Below are 21,888 nucleotides of genomic sequence, written 5' to 3'. Positions count from 1 at the left end.
CTGAAACAAAAAGAAACATATTGGCCAACCTGCTCGATAAGGAGTCTCGTTTTGGAGTTATCGACTGCCGCGTGGATGGTTCACGACACCCGCCTCATGCTCTGCGTGCTGTTGGCGATCGCCAGCATCATTGTGCTGATCAGCGCGACCAAACTGCCGCCGTTCCTGTCGATTCTGATCGGCACCTTTATCGCCGGGGTCGGCGCCGGCCTGCCGCCGGAAGAAGTGGCCAAGGCGTTCAGCAAAGGCGCCGGGGCGATTCTAGGGGAAGCCGGGATCATCATTGCCCTGGGTGCGATGCTCGGCGCGCTGATGGCCGAATCCGGCGCGGCCGACCGTATTGCCACCACGTTGCTCGGGCTGGGCAAAGGCAAGTCATTGCCTTGGGTGATGGCGTTGGTCGCCATGGTGATCGGCCTGCCGCTGTTCTTTGAAGTGGGCCTGGTGATGATGGTGCCGATCATCTTTGTGATGGCCAAGCGTTCGAACCAACCGTTGCTGAAAATCGCCATCCCGGCACTGGCGGGCATGACCACCCTGCATGCCTTGATGCCACCTCACCCTGGGCCGCTGATCGCCGTGGGCGCATTGCACGCCGACCTGGGCCTGACCATGTTGCTGGGCTTTTGCCTGGCGGTGCCGGCCGTGATCCTGGCCGGGCCGCTGTATGGCAACTGGTTGTCCAAGCGCCTGCACGTGGATGAACCGGCCGATATCGGCGCCTTGTTCAGCGCACCGCCCAAGGCCCCGCGCCAGCCGAGCTTCGGTGTGTCATTGCTGATCATTCTGTTGCCGGTAATCCTGATGCTCGGCAGCACCCTGGCTAAAGTCGCGTTGGCGCCGGAAAGCACCCTCGCCCTGGCCTTGAAGTTCCTCGGTGAACCGCTGGTCGCCCTCGGCCTGGCCGTAATCGCCGCGGTCGTCTGCCTGGGTTGGGCGGCGGGCATGCCACGCGCCGACGTCGGCAACACCCTGCGCAAAGCCCTGGCGCCCATCGCCGTACTACTGCTGACTATCGGCGCCGGCGGCGGCCTCAAGCAAACCCTGCTGGACGCCGGCGTCAGCCAGACCATCAGCAAAGTCGCCGAAGGCGCACACATGCCCTATTTGCTGCTGGCCTGGCTGATCGCCGTGGCCCTGCGCCAGGCCACCGGTTCGGCCACCGTGGCCACCACCACGACCGCCGGCATCCTCGCGCCGATGATGGCCGGGTTGGCGGCGACGCAAAGCTCATTGGTCGCTCTGGCCATCGGCGCCGGCTCGGTGTTCTTCTGCCACGTCAACGACGCCGGGTTCTGGATGGTGCGTGAGTACTTTGGCTTGCAGTTGAAACAGACGATTTGGGTGTGGTCGGTGTTGCAGACGATTGTTTCGGTGGTTGGGTTGGTGGGTACCCTGGTGCTTTGGCACTTTTTGACTTGAGTGTCATATCGAGGGGAGACTTTCCTCCCCTCAATTATCAGTGATGCAAGACGAAGCGCGCGTCGAGTTTACCGAGCAATTCAAAAGTATTCATGTAAGGCACGTCAAACAATGAGCACACATTGGGAATGGTGAATTTACGCTTGATATCAGGGTTATAAACTTCGTGCGTGACAACCACGGCGCCTGTAGCCATTGCCTTGGCTATCAACCAAGCATCTGCGCCCTCAAGAAACTCTTCTAAAGCACCGACTTTCATCACCGGTACCTGCTGGGCAATTTTTGAGACAATATTCCCATAGGCCGCTTGAGTCCGTTGATCATTCGAATCTTCAAACAGGCTGGCATTACCTTTCACCCATTGGGTCAACTCGTCATTGCCTTTAGCCAACTCGTCCCTGACTGGGACAATACTGGCAATTTCCAAAGCTTGATGCTGCTGAAGTATCCATGCCCAATAACCTGGGCAAATCGTCATACCGTAATAGCGATTTTTGGCCTCGATCAACGTATTCGAATCCAATAGATGCTTCATGCCGATAGCTTCATCCCGTAAGTCTTCAACTTGGCCGGCTGCACACCCAGCAGTTTCCCAGCATCTCGCAGCAAAATCCGCCCGCTCTGCGCTTCTGCAAGAACAGCCTTGCTCAACCGGGTGCTGTTCCTGATAGCCGCTACGCGGTAGTAATCCCCGCCACTGCCGCCCTTATCTCGATACTCTTGCAGGACCCGACGGTAGTAAGCGCCGTATTGTTCACTACTGATGTGGCCAAGATCACGGGCACGACGGGCTATTACCAATGTGCTGACACGGAAGCGTCCGGCCAAGGGCGCCAGGTTTTCTTCCCAATGAAGAGCCGAATTCCAGTGCGCCCGAAAATCATCCTCTGGCGCAAGAAACTCCCCTGCCACCGCATTACAAAAGGCCTCCTCCTGACGAGCGCCTTGACTGCTGCCATCAGATACGCCCGTGCTACCAATCCAGATATGCGCCAGTTCATGCATCAATGTAAAAAGACGTGCCGTGGGCGCGTCCGCACTATTGATGAAAACTACAGGAGCCATAGGATGACTGACCGCAAATCCCCGAAACTCACTGACATCAAGTTTCCGATGGGTATTGCCTAAGGCAACACCACTGCGCATTACAAGAATTCCGGCCTCTTCCGCGCCGCTGACCAGCGCCCTCACATAGTCTTCATAACTCATTCGGGCAAAAGAACTTGTCACGCCAAGTACGCGCCGAATATCTGCAACCACCTCTTTTATTGGCGAACGGATACTGAAACTTCCTACGAAGGACAGAACAGAACGCTCGTGATCCTGCAGGTATTCCAAATACCAGTCCTGCTTGCGGAGCACATCCCTTACAGTGTCCATCAGGTTCAAACTTGGCTTGTCTGGAAAAACGCCACCCACGGTCCGCAGGTCGGGAAGAGGAAGTTGCTCGGGCGGGGGCGTACTGAGAAAGAGATAGCCAAAAGGCACATGCACAAGTGCAGCCCACTTTTGCGCCTGGTTGAAAGAGGGAAGGCTCTGACCATCCTCCCACTCCTTCAGCTTTTCCAATTTGACCATCAGACCTTTAGCAACCTGCTCTTGAGACAGCCCCGCCCGCTGGCGAGACCAGGGCAGGATTGCAGAGTTGATATAGGCAGTCTGGGACATAGGGTAAATGTGTTCGTCAAGAATGGACGTGACTATAGAAGCGAGCTACCTACCCGTCAATTAATGGCCCCAGGTGCCATTTGTAACAGCGTCTATAGCGTGGCGCTTGCCAAACAGCGCCACACTCGCCACCCCCACCGCCCCCATCACTACGCAATACCCCACGCAGATCCACGGGCTGGTCGGCATCAGCGCGATCAACAACAACGGCGTAGTGCTTGCCCACAGCGCATAGGCGATGTTGTAAGTGAAGGAAATCCCCGACACCCGCACCTGCGCCGGAAACAGCCCGACCATCACCGACGGCACCGCGCCCACCACGCCGCAACTCAGGCCCGCCACGGCATACGCCGCGCCGAGCCACACACCGCCGGCGATCAGGCTGGCGTACAGCAGCGCAATGCCCACCGGCAGCAACAGGCTGTAGACCAATACCGCGCGCCACGCGCCGATGCGGTCCACCAGCAGGCCGGCGAGGACGCAGCCGATATTCAGGAAGACGATGCCCAGGGCACTCAGGGCGAAGGTATGGCTGGGGCTCATGCCAAAGGTTTTCTGCATCATGGTCGGGGTGATGACCACCAGCACCACCACGGCAGACGTCAGCACGCAGGTAAGGATCATCGCCGGCAACAGCACAGCGCGATGGTCGCGCAGCACGGTGCGCAAGGGCATTTCGGCGGCGGCTTGGCGGCGCGCCTGCATTTCCAGGAACACCGGGGTCTCGCTGAGCCAGCGGCGCAGCCATACGCCGATCACACCGAACACACCGCCGAGCAGGAAGGGGAAGCGCCAGGCGTAGTCGAGGATTTCGGCCGGGGTGAAGACTTGCGCGAGCAAGGTGGCGGTCAGCGCCCCCAGCAGGTAACCGAAGGTCAGGCCAGCCTGCAAAAAACCCAAGGCATAGCCACGGTGGTGACGCGGTGCGTGCTCGGCGACGAAGGTCCAGGCGCTGGGCACTTCGCCGCCCACCGCTGCGCCTTGCAGCACGCGCAGCGCCAGCAGGATCAGCGGGGCGAAATAGCCGATTTGCGCGTAGGTCGGCATGATGCCGATCAGCAGGCAGGGCAAGGCCATCATCAGGATGCTCAGGCTGAAGACGCGCTTGCGCCCCAGGTGATCGGCGAAGTGCGCCATCAGGATGCCGCCCAGTGGGCGGGCGAGGTAGCCGGTGACGAAGATGCCAAAGCTTTGCAGCAGGCGCAGCCACTCGGGCATTTCTGGGGGGAAGAACAGTTGGCTGAGGGTCAGCGCAAAGAACACAAAGATAATGAAGTCGTAGATTTCCAGGGCGCCGCCGAGGGCGGCCAGGCCCAGGGTTTTGTAGTCGGAGCGGGAAAAACGCTGCGCCCGTGGGGAAAAGGTGGCAGTCATGTGCAGGCTCGGCAGACAAACAAAATGGCGTGCAGGTTATGAGCTGAGCCCATCGATGGCAATCGCGACGGATATATTTGTTTTACTCATTGATCGTTGAAGATAACTACATTCCCAAATCAATGGCCGTAGAGGAACATGCCGTAAAACTGCCAAACCCCATAATAACTACAAGAGGAAAGACTCGTGGCCGATGCTATCGAAGACAGCCGCTATGCCCGATTTGCCCTGCGTTGCTCCAACTTCGCCGAACGCTGGTTTCCTGACTCCTGGGTGTTTGCCGCCCTCGCCGTGATCATCGTCGCCGTGGCGACCCTGGGCATGGGCGCCGCACCGGCCGAAGCGGCCAAGGCATTTGGCGACGGGTTCTGGAGCCTGATCCCGTTCACCATGCAGATGGCCTTTGTGGTGATCGGCGGTTACGTGGTCGCCAGTTCACCGCCGGCGGTGAAGTTGATCGACCGCCTGGCGCGCATTCCCAAGAATGGCCGTTCGGCCGTGGCCTGGGTGGCGTTGATCTCCATGGTAGCGTCGTTGCTTAACTGGGGCCTGTCCCTGGTGTTCGGCGGTTTGCTGGTGCGGGCATTGGCCCGGCGCACGGATTTGCGCATGGACTACCGCGCCGCTGGCGCTGCTGCGTACCTGGGTCTGGGGGCCGTATGGGCGCTGGGGCTGTCGTCGTCGGCCGCGCAGTTGCAGGCCAACCCGGCCAGCTTGCCGCCGTCGATTCTGTCGATCACCGGCATGATCCCGTTCACCGAAACCATTTTCCTGTGGCAATCCGGCGTGCTGTTGCTGGCGCTGATCGTGGTGTCGCTGATCATCGCCTACGCCACCGCACCTGGCCCCAACAGCGCCCGGGATGCCAAGGCCTGCGGCATTGACCCGGCCTTCAACCTGCCCAAGCCGCAGGCGCCGACGCGCCCCGGTGAATGGCTGGAACACAGCCCGTTGCTGACGATTCTGCTGGCGTTGCTGGCGGCCGGCTGGCTGTTCCATGAGTTCTCGACCAAGCCGGCGATCAGCGCCATCTCGGGGCTCAACACTTATAACTTCCTGTTCATCATGGTGGGCGCGCTGCTGCACTGGCGCCCGCGCAGCTTCCTCGATGCCGTGGCCCGTGCGGTGCCGACCACCACCGGCGTGCTGATCCAGTTCCCGCTGTACGGTTCGATCGCCGCACTGATGACGGTGGTCAAGGGCGGCGACGGCCAGACCTTGGCGCACCATATCTCGACGTTCTTCACCTCCATCGCCTCCCACGACACCTACGCCCTGCTGATGGGTGTGTATTCGGCGGTGCTGGGTTTCTTCATCCCCTCGGGTGGCGGCAAGTGGATCATCGAAGCGCCGTACGTGATGCAAGTGGCCAATGACCTGCAATACCACCTGGGCTGGGCGGTGCAGATCTACAACGCCGCCGAGGCGCTGCCGAACTTGATCAACCCGTTTTATATGTTGCCGTTGCTGGGTGTGCTGGGGCTGAAGGCGCGGGATTTGATCGGGTTTTCGTTTGTGCAGTTGCTGGTGCACACGCCGCTGGTGTTGTTTTTGCTGTGGGCGTTGGGGACGACGTTGAAGTATTTGCCGCCTGTGATGCCCTGAATAAAGGGTGACCGCAACTGTTGGTAGAACAGCTGCGGTCAAGGATTTACAGGAAGGCGGGCCAATAGATCAGGTAAGGCACTCTGTATCGTGTCCCAAACAACATCCAAGTTGATATCGAAGTAACCATGAGCGATTCGGTTGCGCATCGCTCGCATATTGCGCCAAGGAATATGTGAATGGCGTGCCGCGAAGTCCGGATGCTGATCCATGATTTTCGTCGACGCTTCACCAATGATAATCAGGCTCATGACCACAGCTTGTTGTGTTCGCCGGTCCTCCAAAAACTCTTCTTTGTTTAAGCCCTCTACAAAAGTGATCGCGTCAGTGGCAGCTTGCCTTATGTGCTCCAGATAATCCCCTAGCCGACTTTCCGTCATACTGGCCGGGCCTCCGCTAGCACTTTATCGCGGAATTTCAAAGGCAAGTCACCAGGCGTAAGCAGGTCGACATTAACGCCGAGCAAGTCCTCAAGCTCGACCTGCAACCCACCGAGATCAAAGAGCGTTGTGCCCGGCGGCGCGTCTACCAGCAAATCAAGATCACTGCCTTCTTGGTCAGTCCCCATCAGTACCGACCCAAATACTCTGGGATTGGAAATACGGAAACGCCCGACCACTTCTCGTACAGCCGTTCGTTGCAGATCAAGTGCAGTTGAAGGTCTCACGACTCACCTCAGTGATGTGCATTAGAAGGGCAGTTTAGCAGCGCTTGAGCCGTGTAGACACGCCCCGCCCATCACCCGCCTGTCTTTGTTCCGTCACATTCCATTGCTACCGTCCTGCGAAATATCTTGCAACATCTCGCCAAGGACTCCCCCCAATGAGTGACGAGCACAACGACCACCCTGCCCACGACTGCGCCCCCAAAACGCCGGTAGACACCAGCCGTCGGCGCTTCCTCGGCGGTGCGGCGGTGTTGGGCGTGGGGGCGACTTTGAGTGCCTGCGGCAATACCAGCGAAGCACCGAGCCCACCCGTGACCCGGCCGCTCACGCCCCAGGAACTGGACAAAGCGCTGCGCGAGCAGGTGAAGACCGTGGTGGTGATTTACGCCGAGAACCGCAGCTTCAACAACCTGTTCGCAGATTTCCCCGGGGTGGAAAAACCGCTATCGGCGTTAACCGCCAAGGACTTCCAGCAGCGCGACCGCGATGGCAGCGTATTGTCTGCCCTGCCACCGAGTTGGGGCGGCGTGTTGCAGGTCGGCCCGCAAACGGTGGACGGGGTGACTTACCCCAGCGAAGTGCAATTCCAGCAAAACCTGCCCAACGCGCCGTTCGCCCTCAAAGGCCCGCAGGGCGAAGACCTACCATTGAGCCTGGTGACTCGCGACCTGTGGCATGTGTTCTACCAGAACCAGATGCAGATCAACGGCGGCAAGAATGATGGTTTTGTCGCCTGGGGCGATTCCGGTGGACTGGTGATGGGCCATTACGCCCAGAGCCGTTATGCCCTGCGCCTGTGGGACGTGGCCAAGGAGTTTGTGCTGTGCGATAACTTCTTCCAGGGCGCGTTTGGCGGCTCGTTCCTTAACCATCAGTACCTGATCAGCGCCACCGCGCCGTTTTATCCCAATGCCGCGCAGTCGGTGGCCAAGGCGCAGATCGCCACGCTGCAAAGCGATGACCCCAGCGACACGCACCTCAAGCCCTTGAACACCTCCCCGGCCAGCGCCATGACCGGCCCGCCACAATTTGGCCCCAGCGCGCTGACTCCCGATGGTTACGGCGTAAACACCCTGGCCCCACCCTACTGGCCCACCTGGATCCGCGACCCGCAAAACCCGGATTACTCCAAGCCCGACCTGCCCAATGTGCTGGTGCCGCAAACCCACGAGCATATTGGCGACAAGCTGTCGAAAAAGAACATCGACTGGGCCTGGTACGCCGGTGCGTGGCAAGCCACCCTGGAGCAGTTCAAGGACTCCGGCGGCATCCCCAAGATTCCGAATTTCCAGTACCACCACCAGCCGTTCAATTACTTCAAGCAGCAAGGGCCGCAAAACCCGGCAGAGCGTGCCAAGCGCCTGCGCGACGGCGGTTTGGGCGATGAGTCGAGCACCAACCGGTTCTTCGCCGACGCCCAGGCCGGCAAGCTGCCTGCCGTGAGTTTCTACAAACCCCAGGGCAACCTGAACATGCACGCCGGTTATGCCGATGTGGCCTCGGGCGACCGCCATATCGCCCGCGCCTTGAAGGTGCTGCAAGAAAGCCCGCAATGGAAAAACATGGTGGTGGTGGTGACCGTGGATGAAAACGGCGGCTGGTGGGACCACGTGGCGCCGCCCCAGGGTGACCGCTGGGGCCCGGGCTCGCGGGTTCCGGCGCTGGTGGTGTCGCCGTTTGCACGCAAAGGCACGGTGGACCATACGGTGTACGACACGGCATCGATCCTGCGTTTGATCACACGGGTGTTCCAGTTGGAGACCCTGGACGGCCTCAAGCAGCGCGATGACGCGATGATCGCGCGCGGCCAGAAGCCCATGGGCGATCTGAGCAATGCCTTGCAGTTCAGCCTGTAGGGGCTTATCCAATAACGACATGCCAGGCGATTTAACACGCGATTTTCCTGGTCAGCCGCTACTGTGTGCAGGTGGGCTTCCATCCCGCGCAGACGGGCTTCGCTGACAAGGAATCGACTATGTTTAAACCGACCAGGCTGTCCTTCACCCTCGCCGCACTGCTGGCGAGTGCGGTCGTACAGGCCGACATCGAGGTGCCACTGGGCAGCACGCAGCGCGTCACCCAGTTGTTCGCGTACCCCAACAATTGCAATGTGATCTGCTTCCGGCCATGGTCACTGGAGCAGACCGCCGAACACTATTTGAACCAGAGCCTGCAACGTGACGGTTACAGCCGGGCCAAGGTCAGTGTGAAGACCCACGACGGTCAGGTCACGGCGACCTTCAGCGGCGTGCCAGACGGTTACGGCCAGCCGCTGACCACGCTGCTCAATACCGCCGATCTCGCTTACCAAGGTGCCCGCCAGCTCAACAGTGACGGCAAATGGGCCTACAACTGGTACCTGTTCCTGCCGTTGGGCATGGCCCTGGAAAACCGTAAAAGCATCGAGCTGTTGCACTTCCCGCCGGATTACTCGCTGACCCAGGCCCAGGATTACCTGGAATCGGCCACCACCGACCGCTGGGCCACCTTGTTAAGCGAAAACGGCGTACCGGCCACGGAAACGCCGGCGTACCAGACCATCATCGATATCGCGCCCATCGCTGCGCCGTCCAATGCCGGCAAAGACCTGGAAACCGTCTATGGCTACTTCACCGACTACCAGACCCGCATGGTCAAGGAACTGAGCCTGCGCCCTGGCGGCGCGTTGCCGATGGTGGCCTTCGGCGCGCCGGTGCGCAGTTGGATCAAGCAACAATACGGGCAAACCGTGGGTGTGCTGAGCCTGGCGCAGATCAGCCCGGAGCCCGGCAAAACCGTCGCGGTATTGGGCGCCAACCACCCAAGCTACATTTGGTACGCGGCCAGCCCCGACAGTTATGACGGTGACGAACAAAAGGCCGACGACGCCGGCTTGAAAGTGATGGGCCAGGACTTGAGCGCCGCCTGCTGGCAAGCCGGCATGGGCCAGAAACCCGCCAGCGATGCCAATGTATTGCTCAAGGCCTGCCTGAATACGTGGCAGGTCACGCGCAAGGAGCAGACGTGTGAGCTGTTCTACACCTCCGTGCGCCACCTGACGCCCGAGCAGGCCAACGCCAAGTGCGCCACAGCGCCTATCAAGGCACAGTTGAAACAGCTGAGAAATGCCGCCCCCGCCCCCACGGTCACAGCCCCCGCGCTTTAAGGGGAAAAACCGTTTCTACTGTCAACTTTGACAGTAGAAATAGGATCCCACTTCGGCGAATCTAGGGCCGCGCCCATTTGCTGCAAGACTGGCCGTCACACCCGCAGGTCCATGCAGCCCCGCTCAGGAGAGTGATGAAAACTCGAGCCATGGATAAGGCTGAAACGGCTGTGAATGACTGCCTCTATCCCTTCAAGACGCTGCTCGTGGAACAGGGTTACCCCTCGACCGAGCACTTTGAGGTCAAGCAAGAGGCTGAAGGGGTTGCGGCCAGGGTCACGGCGCGCGTGGCCTTTGAGAGTCGCACGCGCATTGCTAAGGTTTCCGGTTATGCCGTGAGCGAACGGCGCCCGTACACGCTGCAACTGTCACCCCGCATCCACTTGTACGATTGTTGGCTCTGCGGCCTGTTACAGCACTCCTGCAACCCGAACGTGTTTCTAGACACGACGTACCTGGAGCTATGGACGGTGCAACCCATCGGCGCCGGCAGCTTGCTGACGCTGGATTACGCCACCACCGAAGACACCCTGGCCCGGCAGTTCGCATGCCATTGCGGCGAGCTGAACTGCCGGGGCTGGATCACCGGCAACAAGGAGCCGCTGAACGCCGAAGGCCAGGCCTTCATGGCCTGGTGGCGCGAGCACAAGCGACCTTAGGCTTCGCCCAACGGGCGCAGGCGGTATTGCGGCGGCAGTTGCTCAAAGCCACTGATGGTGGTGTTCAAACTCTTCCAACGGCCGTCCTTGATGCCATAGATGCAGCCATGGATCGACAGGCTCTGCCCACGGTGCCAGGCATTTTGCACAATGCTGGTGTGGCCGACGTTGGCCACCTGCTGGATCACGTTGAGTTCGCACATGCGGTCCACGCGCTCTTCTTCGGTCGGCAACTGGGCCAGCACATCGCGGTTTTCGTAGTAAAGGTCGCGAATAGTGCGCAGCCAGCCATCGATCAAGCCGAACTGACGGTCCTGCATCGACGCACGCACGCCACCACAGCCGTAGTGGCCAGTGACGAGGATGTGTTTGACCTTGAGCACATCCACCGCGTACTGGATCACCGACAGGCAATTGAGGTCGGTGTGCAGCACCACGTTGGCCACGTTGCGGTGCACGAACAGATCACCAGGCAACATGCCGACGATCTCGTTGGCCGGTACACGCGCATCGGAACAACCGATCCACAAGTATTCCGGGGTTTGCTGGCGGGCGAGCTTGGCGAAGAATTCGGGATCTTCCTGTTTGATCGCATCCGCCCAGCGTTCGTTGTTATCAAGCAGGTCTTGTAGTTCGTTCATCAGGGAAGCCTCAGGAATGATGCGCAGTTTTGTGACTGACAAGCCCTCGTCCGGGTCACGCCAGGCGCTAATTAGCTTGAATTTTTTGGCTGCCATGCCTGTCCACACACTATAAGCCCCACAGTATGAGGATTGGCCATGACTGAATCACGACGTCCCTACGGCGCAACACAGCCCGAACCGATCGATGACAACGAAGACCGCATGGGTGAAATGCGCGAGCTGGATTTTGACGAGCCAGACCAGACCGCAGAAATCGGCGACGAGCTGCCGCGCCGTGAACGCGACCATTTGATGCCCGACGAACGGGTGCGCGAGGCCGGGCTGACCGGGGCTTCGACGGATGATCATGAAGCTACCGATGACGATATGAGCCCGGAAACGCTGATCCGTGAGGATGGCGCGCGGGATGCGCAGGAGCAAGGCGAAGACAATGCCGCCGACTACGACTTGAGCGTCGTGGGAGAAAATGACATTGGTGGCGGGAATGGGTTGGATGAGGCGGAACTGGCTGATCTGGACCCGCTGAACCGCAAGCGCTGATCGATCATCACCCTATGTAGGTGTAGGCGCGAGCTTGCTCGCGAAAAAACCACAGGCGCCGCGTTCATCCAGGAAGCACGCGTTAGCGTTGACGTTTTTCGCGAGCAAGCTCGCTCCTACAGCTCACGGTTGTTCAGTCGACGAGGGTGCAGGCCATCACGACTGCATCTTCGCGGCCACCGACTGCCGGGTAGTAATCCCGGCGACGGCCAATTTCGTTGAAGCCATAGCGCTCATACAACCGAAACGCGCCGGTATTGCTGTCACGCACTTCCAGGAAACATTCCCGGGCATTGGCCGCATAGGCATGGGACATCAAGTGCTCCAGCAGCGCCAGGCCCAGGCCCCGGCCCTGGTTTTCCGGTTTCACGGTAATGTTCAGCAAGTGCGCTTCATCGAGGATGATCTGCACCACCCCATGCCCCACTTGCTGCTCGCCTTCGAACATCAGCCAGATCTGGTACTTGCCCAGCCCGTCGAGGAAAATCCCGCGGGTCCAGGGGTGGCTGAACGCCGCGTATTCGATTTTCAGCACGGCGTCGAGGTCGGCCTCGGTCATCGGGCGAAAGGATAAAGCCTCACTCATCAGTTGTTTTCCAGCGCGCCATCAGCCGGCGCATGGCTTGCCAGACATCAGCCTTACGCTGTGGCTCTTCCATTAATAATTCCAGGCCCGGCAGGGCCCACACCGAACCCAGGCCTTCAACCTGCAGCTCGCGGTACCAGGCCTCGGCGTTGGCTTCACCGGCAAACCGCACGGCGGGCAGGCCGATCAGCCACAGGCACACGCAGGGCTCGTCTTCCAGGCGCGCCGAGACAAACCCCTGGACGAAATCCCGTGCGGCCTCGGGGCCCTGGTCCATGGTGCCGCGCACCAGCAGCGGCCAGCGCACCGGCTCCCCGACGATTTGCGGGCTGTCGGGCAGGCCGGCGGCGCGCAGCATGTCCTTGAGCAACAGGTAGGCCGGGTCGCGGGACTGGAAACGTTCGCCGGTCGGCAGTTCCACCAGCAACAGGCAACGCCCGGCCCGCAGCAATTGCAGGGCAAAGCGTGGCGGCGGCACCACCGGCGCCTTGACCACGGGAGCAGCCTCCTCCATCACCTTGGCAGCCTTGGTCACCGGCGCAGGGCGAGGCACTTCGATCTTGGCCCGCTCGACCGCCGGGCGCGCCTCAGGGGTGGGTTTGACCACCGCCACAGGCGCGGCCGCCTCTTCTCCCGACGACTCGAACGCCTCAAAGGGCTCAAGCGCCTGCAACAACTCGGGCCGCGACGGCGCTGCAAACGGCAGTTCAGTGCGGGGCAGCCAGTTGACCACCTGCATGGCGGTCAAGTAAGCGCGACGTCGGGACTCGATAAGCACAGCTCGGCCACTTGTGGATAAGTAAAGAGCGGGGATTCTACCGCTGTTCAGCCACAATCGCCCACTGCGCACTGACCGGCTGTGGATAAATCCCGCGCGTGATGCAGTACAATCGCGACTTTTAATCGCCAACCAGCCGGCCATTCCCATGATCGAACCCAAGCGCGTCCTGCGCGCCCTCGCCGAACACTGGGCCTTACTTGAGCCTCTGTGCGAACACTTCGACCAAGGCACCCTGAGCCTGGCCGAGCTGCGCGCACAGTTGGCCGCCCAACAACTGGACAGCACGCCCCAGGACATCACCAGCCTGCTGGACGTGTGGATTCGCCTGGATATCCTGGTGCCTGTCGCCAAGAGCCCGAACCGTTTCGAGCTCAACGCGCAGATCCACGACTTCCTCGCCTATCTTCGCAAGGAGCACCGGCTTGGCCTGTGCCTGGAAATCGAAGCCTACCTGCGCCACCTGGAGCGCCTGGCCGGTTATATCCAGGACGCCTTCGACATTCGCGACGGCCACGACCTGGCCCGGCAACTGCGCCTGTTGGATATGCGCGTGCGCGATGTGCTCAAAAAGCTCGCCAACGATGAACAAGCCCTCGCCGCCGTGGCCGACCGCGCCAAGACCAGCGACCGGCAGATCCCGTTGCGCCAGCGTTACGCCGAAGTGTTGGCGACCTGGGACGAATATGTCGAGCCGATGATCCAGCTGGTGAACGCCGACGGCGCCTTCGAGCAAGGCGTGCGCAAGGTGGAAAACGTGCTGCTGCGCATGCTCACCGAGCAACAGCGTCTTGGCCACCTGGTGGATGACGACATGCTGCTGCGCACCCACGCGCGCATCCTCGAAATGCAAACCAGCGCCCAGCTGACCTTGCGCCATGCGCGGGAGTTGCTGCTGCCGCTGCGTGAAGAAGCACGCCGGCATAACGCCGTGACTCGCGGCGCGGCGCTGGCCCTGTCGGCGATTCGCCGCAAAGGCCTGGACGCGGTGCCGCAAGCGGCGATGCCGATGTTCACGCGGCCGCAAAGTACCTTCCTGGGCAGTGCCAGCCAGGTCGAAGCCTATGTGTATGCCCTGGCCAATTTCGAGCCCAAACCGGCGCGTTTCCCCAAGGCGCACAAGTCGCACAAAGGCGAAGCCCAGCGCGCACCGCGTACGGTCAAGGAAATGCTCGAGCGCTGCGAAGACGCGCTGCCGATGCCCGACCTGATGACCTGGCTGCTGGAGCAGGAACCGGACGGCGCCACCGATGAATTGCTGTACTGGTTCTCGCGCCTGTCCCGGGAAAAACGCTTCAAGCGCGAGCGCCTGGAGCGTCGCGATTACCACACCCACGAGCACCAGGTCAGCCTGCGCTCCTTCGCCCTGCTCCCGGCCGGCGTCGATGCCACCGAGAATTCTGCGAGCACGCCTTATGCATCTTGATCTATCCGAACTGTCCCAGCTGGCGCCGATCTTTCGCGAGCTGTTCAAGGGTTACCACGTCAGCCGCCGCGACCCGGAGCTGTACGCGCAGTTGTCGAACTTCCAGGACCAGTACCGCACGCTGTTCAAGGCCCTGGGTTTTGAGCTGGTGTGCGATACCCGCGGCTTCTATTACTTCGTGCCGGACACTGCCGTGGCCGCCGCACAGGTGAACAAGACCGCCCAGCGCCTGGCCTTGTTCACCTTCATCATCGTCGAACACCTGGCCGACCAGGGTCGCGACCCGATTGCCGTGCTCGACGGCGGCAGCCTGGGCCGCGATGAGCTGCCTTCGTTGCTGGAGAAATACCGCGACCTGTTTATCCAGGCCGAGGTACAGACCCAGGAAGAGCTCGAAGAAAAAATCATGCGCCGCATGACCCAACTGGGTTTTGCCAGCGAAGACAACGGTATCTACCGCTTCCTGCCGCCGATGCACCGCTTCCTGGATGTGTGCCTGTCGGTGCAGCAAGACCGCGACCTTGCCGCCAGCGTGCACAGCGTATTGCCGCTGCCGGTGCCGGTGATCATCGACGAAGACAGCGATGAAAAACTGCTGAAGACCGACGACCCGCTGGATCTGAGCGCCTTCACCGAAGAAAGCGAAGAAGATGCCCTGGCCCGCGCCATTGCCGAAGAACAGGAGACCGACGCATGAGTAAGGAACGCTACGGCATCCGCCGCTTCGCCCTATTGAACACCGCCGGTTACAGCCTGGGTTTGTTCCCACTGGAAGAACCGCTGTCGGTGTACGGCGCCAACAACCTGGGTAAATCCGCCTCGATCAACGCCTTGCAGTTCCCGATCCTGGCACGCATGTCGGACATGAGCTTCGGCAAGTACACCCTGGAACAATCGCGGCGCTTCTACTTTGCCACCGACACCAGCTACATCCTGGTAGAAGTCTCCCTGCCCCACGGCCCCCACGTCATCGGCGTGGTCGGTCGCGGCCCGGGCGGTGGCTTTGGTCACCAGTTCTTTGCCTATGCGGGCAAGCTGGACCTGGCCCACTACCAGAAAAACGACACCTGCCTGCGCCAGAAAGAGCTGTTCACCAACCTTGAGCGCGAGGGCCTGAAAGCCTATGAACTCAAGCCCGATGAGCTGCGGCGCTTGCTGGTGGGCGGGCATACGTCTATCCCGCTGGACCTGACCCTGATTCCGCTGCGCTCCACCAGCGAGCAGAGCCTGAAGACGTTCCGCGCGCTGTTTATCAACCTGCTGCACATGCGCGAAATCACCGCGGCCAAGCTCAAGCAACTGTTCCTTGATGCCTTCGAACACAGCCTGCGTTCGGGCAGTGTCGATTACATCGCGGCCTGTGAAGAAGCCTTCCGCGATGTGCGACGCATGGAGCAGGACTACAACTCGCTGGTGGCTGCCGGCCCCTTGGTTGAAGCCCTTGCCAATGGCGTGAAACAGCGCGACGCCCTGCGCGGCAAACTGCATCGCCTGTCGCCGCTGCTGGATTCGTTGCTGGGCACCTGGTCGGACTACGCCAGTGCGCGCAAGGAAGAGCTGACCATCCAGGCCGAACACTACCGCAACGAGCAGGACGCGCTGCAGAACGACCAGCGCGGCGGCACCCAGGAGCTGATGCGCCTGGAGCGGGAAATCAGCGGGATCCAGCGTTGGTTGGGCGAGTTGTCGGTGCTCAAGCACCGCTTTGCCCTGGTGGATGACGTCAAGATGCTGGAGCAACAACTGCTCGCCGCCAAGGACGCTCACGATGAACTGGCGGGCGCCTTGGCGCAGTCGCGACAGTTCAGCGCCGAAGACTTGGAAGAGCGCCTGCGCGACCTGGAAAAGCGCTTGAAGTCGGTCAAGCAGCAGCTCGATCACGCGGACAACAACAGCTACGCCAAGCTGCGCGAAGAGTTCTCGCAGCAGGACGTCGAGCGCCTGATGCGCCTGTTCAACAGCTCGTTGTTCAGCCTGCCGCTGGGCGAACATGGCATCACGCTGGACGAGGACGGCCAGTGGGTCAAATCCCTGGAGCAGATCCTCGATGGCTTCAAGGGCGAGCGCTTTGAAGTGCCGGGGCTGTCCATCGACATCTCGCACATCGAGCCGCCGGCACTCCAAGCCCTGGCAGACCGTGCCGCGTTGCGTGACCAGAAAGAGCGCCTGGAAAAAGAGCTCAAGCAGCTGAAAACCCAGCAGGCCGTGGCCTCTGACCGCGCCGCAAGCAAGACCCAGACCGAAGCGCTGTACCAGCAGGTGCTGGATGCCCAGAAGGCCTTGGAAGACTTCCGCCGCACCCAGACCCTGAGCGCCGAAGAAGGCGAGAAACTGGAAAACCTGGCGCAGATGGAAGCGGCCCAGGACGAGTTGAAGCGTTCCAGCGATGCCTTTACCGAGCGCGTCCAGCAACTGTCGGCCAAGCTGCAATTGGTCGGTCGCCAGATCGGCGACATGGAAGCCAAACAGCGCACGCTGGATGACGCGTTGCGCCGTCGTCAGCTGTTGCCGGCGGACCTGCCGTTCGGTACGCCGTTCATGGACCCGGTCGACGATTCCATGGACAACCTGTTGCCGCTGCTCAACGACTATCAGGACAGCTGGCAGGGCTTGCTGCGCGCCGATGGCCAGATCGAAGCGCTGTACGCCCAGGTACGTCTCAAGGGCGTGGCCAAGTTCGACAGTGAGGATGATGTCGAGCGTCGCCTGCAACTGCTGATCAACGCCTACGCGCACCGTACCGATGAGGCGTTGACGCTTGGCAAGGCACGTCGTGCAGCGGTCACCGACATCGCCCGTACCCTGCGCAATATCCGCAGCGACTACGACAGCCTGGAACACCAGCTGGCGCTGTTCAACCGCGAGATCAACAAGCGCCAGGTCTCCAACCTGCAAAGCTTTCGCATTGTGCTGGCACCGAACAAGGAAGCGCTCAAACATATCGACCAGATCATTCACAGTGCCGGTCAGTATGAAGAAGGCGAGACCCTCTCGGTGTTCGACCTCAGCCAGAGTGCCGAACAGGACAACAAGAACGAAGAAGCCAAGGAATACCTGGCTCGCCTGGTAGCCGCCAACCATAACCAGTTGGGCCTCAAGGACTTGTTCGAGTTGGCGTTCGAAATCACCAAGGTTCACGGCCAGCCGGTGATCCATACCGACATCGACGGCGCTGCGTCCAACGGCACCACCATGACCATCAAGGCGCTGACCAACATGTACCTGTTGCTGCACCTGATGGACCGCGACCAGGCCGGTCGCGTGCGCTTGCCGTACTACCTGGATGAAGCGGCAGACATCGATGAGAAGAACCAGGCGGCGCTGTTGGAAACCAGCCTGCAACTGGGCTTTGTGCCGATCCTGGCCAGCGTGAAGCCGCAGGTGTCCGCCCAGGTGGCGATCGACCTGGAAGGCGGCAGCGGGCCGAACGGGATCTACATTGATGAGGCGGACTGGAAGTACATCCGTCGTCATGATGTGGTGAAGGCGACGATGAATGTGCAGGCGGACGAGCCGGAGCTGGATGAAGTCTGACGGGTTGTACTGAAAGTAAAAAGGCCGCGATCTTTTGGATCGCGGCCTTTTTTTCGGCTTGGGTTTTGTGGTGTTTTTGTGGGCCTCATCGCGGGCAAGCCCGCTCCCACAGTTGACCGAGCTTCCCTGTGGGAGCGGGCTTGCTCGCGAAGGCCGCGCCTCGGTCTACTTGCCTAGTGGAATCTTAGGCGCCCAGGTCAGCCATTCATCCTCAAACTTGTCGAACAACGGGAACGTCTGCTGCGGCCGTGCCGGGTTACCCATGCGCTCGCCGTCCGGCGTGGCAAAGGCGATCCCGCCGGCCACCAATGTCTCCAACGACTCGGTACGCACGGTCGCGCCCTTGAACAAACCGAAGTCGAGGCCAAAGCCGCTGGTGTTCCAGAAACGGCTACCACTGCGCACCAGCGGCGCGTACTTGGGCTCGATCAGGATGTGCACCAGCACGCGGTCAGCGGTCTGGCCGAGCTCATAGCCGGTGACTTTGCCGACCGTCACTTCACGGTAGGTGACCGGTACCCCTTCCTTCAGCGAACCACGGCGGGCGGCGCTGAGTGTGAGGCTCAGGCCAGCTTCCTGATGCACCGCTTCGGGCGGCTGGGCCAGGGCGACAAAACTCTTTTGCGGGCCGGCGTTTTTTGCGGCCGGTTGCACTTCGATGTATTGGCCGGTGACCAGAGTCTCCAGATTAGCCGTCTTCATCAGCCCCAGTTCCGGCTTGACCACCCAGAACTGACTGCCCGAACGCGCAATGCGGTCCGCAACCTGGGTGATACGCGCCTTGAGCAGCACCGACTGCATGTCGGCACTGAGGTCGACACTCTCGATCTTGCCCACATCCAGCCCCTTGAAGCGCACTGGTGTGCCGGCGCTCAGGCCGTCGGCGCGCTCGACTTTGATGGTCACCAGCGTGCCGTGCTGGTTAGCGGCATCACGGTCGGCATACAGGCGGAAGCGCGGGATGCGATGTTTCAATGGCACGTTCGGTTCCGGCGTTTCGAAGGCGATACCGCCCGCCATCAGGCTGGCCAGGGATTCGCTTTTGACTTGGATACCCCCGGTGAGGCCGCCCGTGAGGGTGACGCCGCTGGCATTCCAGAAGCGCGTCGAGCCGTTGACCAGGCTTTCGTATTCCTTCTCGATATGAACGCCGATCACCAGTTGTTTTTTCTTGCGTGAAAACTGGTAGCTCTGCACCGAACCGACTTTGACCTGCTTGTACAGAATCGGGCTGCCGACATCCAGCGAGCCCAGGCTGTCGGTGAGCAACACCATGTGCAGGCCCGGGGAACGCAGGTCCAACGGCGGCGCCTTGGCACGGGCTACATATTCGCGTTGTGGCGGGGTGCCTTTATCGCCTGGGCGAATCGCGATGTAGTTACCCTTGACCAAGGCCTCCAGGCCGGTGATGCCTGCCAGGGAGATGGACGGTTTGACCACCCAGAACTGCGTGTCCTCGACCAGGTAGTCCTCGGCCAATGGGTCGAGGGTCAGCTCGGCGCTGGCGCTGGACAGGTCCGGGTCGATCTTCAGGGTTTTCAGGCTGCCGACCTGGATGCCTTTGTACATCACCGGCGTACGCCCGGCCTGCAGGCCTTCAAAGTCGGTGAGTTTGACCTTGACCTTGATGCCCGCTGCGGCGGCATCGAAATCTTCGTATAGGCGGAAAGGCAGGCTCGGGTCGGTGGGTGGGCTGTCTTTGCGATTCTCTGGCGTGGCGAAGGCGATACCACCGGCGACAATGCTGGAGAGGGATTCGCTGCGCACTTTCAAACCGGAAAGGTTGGCGTCGATACTGATGCCGCTGGCGTTCCAGAAACGTGTGTGTTTGCGCACCAGGTTGGCGTAGGTCGGTTCGATATAGACCTTGATCTCTACCGTGCTCTGGTCCTCGGACAGCAGATAGCTTTTGACCTGGCCGACCTGAATCTGCTTGTAGAACACCGGACTGCCACGGTTCAGCGAGCCCAGGCGGTCGGCCTTGAGGGTCAGGTGCAAGCCGGGCTTGGCGTCGGATAACGGCGGCTCTTCGGAGAGCGCCTTGAACTTGCGCGTGGGCTCGCCATCACCGGGGCTGGCGGCGATGTAGTTACCTGAAACCAGGGTTTCCAGGCCGGTGATACCGGCAAGGCTGACGCTGGGCTTGACCAACCAGAAGCGAGTGTTGGTCTTGAGGTACTGCTCAACGTCCTTGTTCATCTCGATGGTGGCGATCACCCCGCGATTGCTGCCCTCGTCATCCAGAGCCAGGGTTTTGACCTTGCCCACGGTCATGCCTTTATAGACCACTTCAGTCTTGTTGACCTGGATACCCTCGCCGCTCTCAAAGCGAACTTGAATCTCGATACCTTGCTGGGAATAGGCACGCCACCCCAGCCAGCCACCAATGATCAGGGCAATCAAGGGCAACACCCAAATGGCCGACCAGTTAGAAGCTGGGCGGGTTTTAGCTTTAGGCAAATCACTCATGGTCGTCGTCCGACTCCGTGTTATCCCAAATCAGTCGGGGATCGAAAGTTACTGCGGCAAGCATCGTCAAGATCACCACACTGGCGAACGCCGCAGCGCCGAGGTTGGCCTCGACACTGGCGAGTCGCCCAAAGTTAACGACCGCCACCAGGATGGCGATCACGAAGATATCCAGCATGGACCAACGCCCAATGAACTCGATAAAGCGATACATCACAATGCGTTGTTGCGCGGACAGCGGTTGGTGACGCTGCACCGAGAACAGCAGTAGGCCAATGCCGACCAACTTGAAGGTCGGTACCAGGATACTGGCGATGAACACCACGGCGGCGATCGGGAACATCCCGTGCTGCACCAACTGGATGACACCCGACATGATGGTGCTGGGGTCGCCTTGGCCGAGGGAGTTGACCGTCATGATGGGTAACAGGTTAGCGGGGATGTACAGGATCGCCGCAGTGATCAACAGCGCCCAGGTGCGTGTGAGGCTATTGGGGCGACGGGCATGGATCAACGCGCCGCAACGGGTGCAGAGCTGCTCATCGGTATCCGCTTCCTGCTTGTTCAACTCATGGCATTCGGTACAAATCAGAATGCCTGCATCAATCGCCCGCATGGTCATCCTCTCCTGACAGCGCTTGCCAGATCTGATGGGGCGACATCACCACCTCAAGCAGAACTTGGACCATTAATAAACTGACGAAGCAGACCAGACCCAGGCCAAGGGTGATGGAGGCCATGTCGGCGAGCTTTACGATCGCCACCAGCACACCCATCAAGTAGACCTCCAACATCCCCCAATCCTTCATGTGGTGGTAGATGCGGTATAGCAGCAGCCCGTAGTTGCGACCGATGTTCCAACGAATACTGAGCAGCACGGCCAATTGGCAGAGCAACTTGAGCAAGGGGATGCCCATGCTGCATAGGAACACCACGGCGGCGACGCCTTGCATACCCGTATCAAACAGGCCAACGACGCCGCTCCACACGGTGTCCTCCGAGGACTGCCCGAGTAGATTGAGCTGCATGATGGGCAAAAAGTTCGCGGGAATGTACAGCAGCAGGGCCGCCAGTACCAAGGCGAGGCTGCGCTCGACCACATTGTGCCGGTGAGCGTATAGCTCGTAGCCACAACGCGGGCATTGGGCTTTTTCGCCGAGGGCGAGGGTTGGTTTGCGCATCAGCAAGTCGCACTCATGGCATGCCACCAAGTCGTCCAGCGGTAAATCCGACACCTCGAGGGCATCAACCGGATCGGGCATAGATAGGGCTCTGACTCTAAAAATGGTGAGGTGGCTATTCTAGTGGTGTCGTTCAGAAATAACTGTGCAAATTTGTCGGGGCAGTCAGGTCGGGGTTGGGGGGAACAAA

20 protein-coding genes are annotated in these 21,888 nt (G+C 60.5%); 9 read left to right on the top strand and 11 right to left on the bottom strand.

Annotated elements, in window-relative coordinates:
- Positions 1–51 precede the first annotated feature (51 nt).
- Complete coding sequence (locus A7K61_RS19295) at positions 52–1,422, top strand: gluconate:H+ symporter (protein WP_069558164.1); 1,371 nt, start codon at positions 52–54, stop codon at positions 1,420–1,422.
- A gap of 37 nt (positions 1,423–1,459) precedes the next feature.
- Here A7K61_RS19295 and A7K61_RS19290 read toward each other — a convergent pair whose 3' ends face one another.
- From A7K61_RS19290 to A7K61_RS19280, 3 genes are read right to left on the bottom strand one after another with little or no spacing between them, the layout of a single operon-like run.
- Positions 1,460–1,957: a DUF4411 family protein gene (locus A7K61_RS19290; protein ID WP_069558163.1), complete on the bottom strand. Its 498-nt coding sequence runs from the start codon at positions 1,955–1,957 to the stop codon at positions 1,460–1,462.
- On the bottom strand, positions 1,954–3,090 hold the full coding sequence (locus A7K61_RS19285) for an XRE family transcriptional regulator (protein WP_069558162.1): 1,137 nt from the start codon (positions 3,088–3,090) through the stop codon (positions 1,954–1,956). The genes A7K61_RS19290 and A7K61_RS19285 overlap by 4 nt, the downstream gene beginning before the upstream one ends.
- A gap of 60 nt (positions 3,091–3,150) precedes the next feature.
- Positions 3,151–4,464, bottom strand: a complete 1,314-nt coding sequence (locus tag A7K61_RS19280) for an MFS transporter (protein WP_044271261.1) — start codon at positions 4,462–4,464, stop codon at positions 3,151–3,153.
- A 186-nt stretch (positions 4,465–4,650) separates the two neighbouring features.
- Between A7K61_RS19280 and A7K61_RS19275 the strand changes: the two genes are divergently transcribed.
- The gene (locus tag A7K61_RS19275; protein WP_003188294.1) at positions 4,651–6,069 is read left to right on the top strand and encodes a short-chain fatty acid transporter; all 1,419 of its coding nucleotides are present in this window, start codon (positions 4,651–4,653) and stop codon (positions 6,067–6,069) included.
- A 38-nt stretch (positions 6,070–6,107) separates the two neighbouring features.
- On the opposite strand, the gene A7K61_RS19270 is transcribed toward A7K61_RS19275, so the two are convergent.
- The gene (locus tag A7K61_RS19270; protein ID WP_032893706.1) at positions 6,108–6,449 is read right to left on the bottom strand and encodes a DUF86 domain-containing protein; all 342 of its coding nucleotides are present in this window, start codon (positions 6,447–6,449) and stop codon (positions 6,108–6,110) included.
- Positions 6,446–6,736, bottom strand: a complete 291-nt coding sequence (locus A7K61_RS19265) for a nucleotidyltransferase family protein (RefSeq protein ID WP_032893707.1) — start codon at positions 6,734–6,736, stop codon at positions 6,446–6,448. The genes A7K61_RS19270 and A7K61_RS19265 overlap by 4 nt, the downstream gene beginning before the upstream one ends.
- Positions 6,737–6,891: 155 nt before the next feature.
- Here A7K61_RS19265 and acpA point away from each other — a divergent pair, with 155 nt between their 5' ends.
- The 3 genes from acpA (at position 6,892) to A7K61_RS19250 (ending at position 10,540) form a co-directional block, all read left to right on the top strand.
- On the top strand, positions 6,892–8,592 hold the full coding sequence (gene acpA / locus A7K61_RS19260; protein ID WP_069558161.1) for an acid phosphatase: 1,701 nt from the start codon (positions 6,892–6,894) through the stop codon (positions 8,590–8,592).
- Between the two features lie 119 nt (positions 8,593–8,711).
- The gene (locus A7K61_RS19255; RefSeq protein ID WP_069558160.1) at positions 8,712–9,881 is read left to right on the top strand and encodes a hypothetical protein; all 1,170 of its coding nucleotides are present in this window, start codon (positions 8,712–8,714) and stop codon (positions 9,879–9,881) included.
- A gap of 134 nt (positions 9,882–10,015) precedes the next feature.
- Positions 10,016–10,540 (top strand): SET domain-containing protein-lysine N-methyltransferase, encoded by a 525-nt coding sequence (locus A7K61_RS19250; protein WP_069558159.1) that lies wholly within the window; start codon positions 10,016–10,018, stop codon positions 10,538–10,540.
- On the opposite strand, the gene can is transcribed toward A7K61_RS19250, so the two are convergent.
- On the bottom strand, positions 10,537–11,181 hold the full coding sequence (gene can / locus A7K61_RS19245) for a carbonate dehydratase (RefSeq protein ID WP_003188288.1): 645 nt from the start codon (positions 11,179–11,181) through the stop codon (positions 10,537–10,539). The two genes, A7K61_RS19250 and can, sit on opposite strands and share 4 nt — an antisense overlap.
- A gap of 138 nt (positions 11,182–11,319) precedes the next feature.
- On the opposite strand from can, the gene A7K61_RS19240 reads away from it, so the two are divergent.
- On the top strand, positions 11,320–11,724 hold the full coding sequence (locus A7K61_RS19240; protein WP_047712514.1) for a hypothetical protein: 405 nt from the start codon (positions 11,320–11,322) through the stop codon (positions 11,722–11,724).
- Between the two features lie 133 nt (positions 11,725–11,857).
- On the opposite strand, the gene rimI is transcribed toward A7K61_RS19240, so the two are convergent.
- Together rimI and A7K61_RS19230 are read right to left on the bottom strand one after the other, a co-directional pair.
- Complete coding sequence (rimI, locus tag A7K61_RS19235; RefSeq protein ID WP_069558158.1) at positions 11,858–12,310, bottom strand: ribosomal protein S18-alanine N-acetyltransferase; 453 nt, start codon at positions 12,308–12,310, stop codon at positions 11,858–11,860.
- Entirely contained in the window at positions 12,303–13,049 is a 747-nt protein-coding gene (locus tag A7K61_RS19230; RefSeq protein WP_069558157.1) for an energy transducer TonB, read from the bottom strand. The genes rimI and A7K61_RS19230 overlap by 8 nt, the downstream gene beginning before the upstream one ends.
- Before the next feature lie 187 nt (positions 13,050–13,236).
- Between A7K61_RS19230 and mksB the strand changes: the two genes are divergently transcribed.
- Genes mksB through mksF form a run of 3 tightly spaced genes read left to right on the top strand, consistent with a single transcriptional unit; the run spans position 13,237 to position 18,048 of the window.
- Positions 13,237–14,514, top strand: coding sequence for an Mks condensin complex protein MksB (mksB, locus tag A7K61_RS19225; protein WP_032893713.1), 1,278 nt, complete (start codon positions 13,237–13,239; stop codon positions 14,512–14,514).
- The gene (gene mksE / locus A7K61_RS19220; RefSeq protein WP_069558156.1) at positions 14,504–15,211 is read left to right on the top strand and encodes an Mks condensin complex protein MksE; all 708 of its coding nucleotides are present in this window, start codon (positions 14,504–14,506) and stop codon (positions 15,209–15,211) included. Before mksB ends, mksE begins: the two co-directional genes overlap by 11 nt.
- Positions 15,208–18,048, top strand: coding sequence for an Mks condensin complex protein MksF (gene mksF / locus A7K61_RS19215; RefSeq protein ID WP_032893715.1), 2,841 nt, complete (start codon positions 15,208–15,210; stop codon positions 18,046–18,048). The genes mksE and mksF overlap by 4 nt, the downstream gene beginning before the upstream one ends.
- A 165-nt stretch (positions 18,049–18,213) precedes the next feature.
- Here mksF and A7K61_RS19210 read toward each other — a convergent pair whose 3' ends face one another.
- Genes A7K61_RS19210 through A7K61_RS19200 form a run of 3 tightly spaced genes read right to left on the bottom strand, consistent with a single transcriptional unit; the run spans position 18,214 to position 21,779 of the window.
- Positions 18,214–20,517 carry a PqiB family protein gene (locus A7K61_RS19210; protein WP_069558155.1) on the bottom strand — a complete coding sequence of 768 codons (2,304 nt, stop codon included), beginning with the start codon at positions 20,515–20,517 and terminating at the stop codon, positions 18,214–18,216.
- Complete coding sequence (locus A7K61_RS19205; protein WP_044271248.1) at positions 20,510–21,133, bottom strand: paraquat-inducible protein A; 624 nt, start codon at positions 21,131–21,133, stop codon at positions 20,510–20,512. The genes A7K61_RS19210 and A7K61_RS19205 overlap by 8 nt, the downstream gene beginning before the upstream one ends.
- Complete coding sequence (locus tag A7K61_RS19200) at positions 21,120–21,779, bottom strand: paraquat-inducible protein A (RefSeq protein WP_044271246.1); 660 nt, start codon at positions 21,777–21,779, stop codon at positions 21,120–21,122. The genes A7K61_RS19205 and A7K61_RS19200 overlap by 14 nt, the downstream gene beginning before the upstream one ends.
- Positions 21,780–21,888: the final 109 nt, after the last annotated feature.

The organism is Pseudomonas sp. AP42, from assembly GCF_001728935.1.
Lineage (GTDB): Bacteria > Pseudomonadota > Gammaproteobacteria > Pseudomonadales > Pseudomonadaceae > Aquipseudomonas > Aquipseudomonas lactis.
The sequence above is the reverse complement of the archived record's forward strand: the minus strand, read 5'-3'. Positions and strand labels throughout refer to the sequence as shown.

What these genes read in the sequence shown, in the direction of transcription:
- A7K61_RS19290 (WP_069558163.1), bottom strand. Translation starts at nt 1,957, where the DNA reads ATGAAGCATCTATTGGATTCGAATACGTTGATCGAGGCCAAAAATCGC.
- A7K61_RS19285 (WP_069558162.1), bottom strand. Translation starts at nt 3,090, where the DNA reads ATGTCCCAGACTGCCTATATCAACTCTGCAATCCTGCCCTGGTCTCGC.
- A7K61_RS19280 (WP_044271261.1), bottom strand. Translation starts at nt 4,464, where the DNA reads ATGACTGCCACCTTTTCCCCACGGGCGCAGCGTTTTTCCCGCTCCGAC.
- A7K61_RS19270 (WP_032893706.1), bottom strand. Translation starts at nt 6,449, where the DNA reads ATGACGGAAAGTCGGCTAGGGGATTATCTGGAGCACATAAGGCAAGCT.
- acpA (WP_069558161.1), top strand. Translation starts at nt 6,892, where the DNA reads ATGAGTGACGAGCACAACGACCACCCTGCCCACGACTGCGCCCCCAAA.
- A7K61_RS19255 (WP_069558160.1), top strand. Translation starts at nt 8,712, where the DNA reads ATGTTTAAACCGACCAGGCTGTCCTTCACCCTCGCCGCACTGCTGGCG.
- A7K61_RS19250 (WP_069558159.1), top strand. Translation starts at nt 10,016, where the DNA reads ATGAAAACTCGAGCCATGGATAAGGCTGAAACGGCTGTGAATGACTGC.
- can (WP_003188288.1), bottom strand. Translation starts at nt 11,181, where the DNA reads ATGAACGAACTACAAGACCTGCTTGATAACAACGAACGCTGGGCGGAT.
- A7K61_RS19240 (WP_047712514.1), top strand. Translation starts at nt 11,320, where the DNA reads ATGACTGAATCACGACGTCCCTACGGCGCAACACAGCCCGAACCGATC.
- rimI (WP_069558158.1), bottom strand. Translation starts at nt 12,310, where the DNA reads ATGAGTGAGGCTTTATCCTTTCGCCCGATGACCGAGGCCGACCTCGAC.
- A7K61_RS19230 (WP_069558157.1), bottom strand. Translation starts at nt 13,049, where the DNA reads ATGCAGGTGGTCAACTGGCTGCCCCGCACTGAACTGCCGTTTGCAGCG.
- mksB (WP_032893713.1), top strand. Translation starts at nt 13,237, where the DNA reads ATGATCGAACCCAAGCGCGTCCTGCGCGCCCTCGCCGAACACTGGGCC.
- mksE (WP_069558156.1), top strand. Translation starts at nt 14,504, where the DNA reads ATGCATCTTGATCTATCCGAACTGTCCCAGCTGGCGCCGATCTTTCGC.
- mksF (WP_032893715.1), top strand. Translation starts at nt 15,208, where the DNA reads ATGAGTAAGGAACGCTACGGCATCCGCCGCTTCGCCCTATTGAACACC.
- A7K61_RS19210 (WP_069558155.1), bottom strand. Translation starts at nt 20,517, where the DNA reads ATGAGTGATTTGCCTAAAGCTAAAACCCGCCCAGCTTCTAACTGGTCG.
- A7K61_RS19205 (WP_044271248.1), bottom strand. Translation starts at nt 21,133, where the DNA reads ATGCGGGCGATTGATGCAGGCATTCTGATTTGTACCGAATGCCATGAG.
- A7K61_RS19200 (WP_044271246.1), bottom strand. Translation starts at nt 21,779, where the DNA reads ATGCCCGATCCGGTTGATGCCCTCGAGGTGTCGGATTTACCGCTGGAC.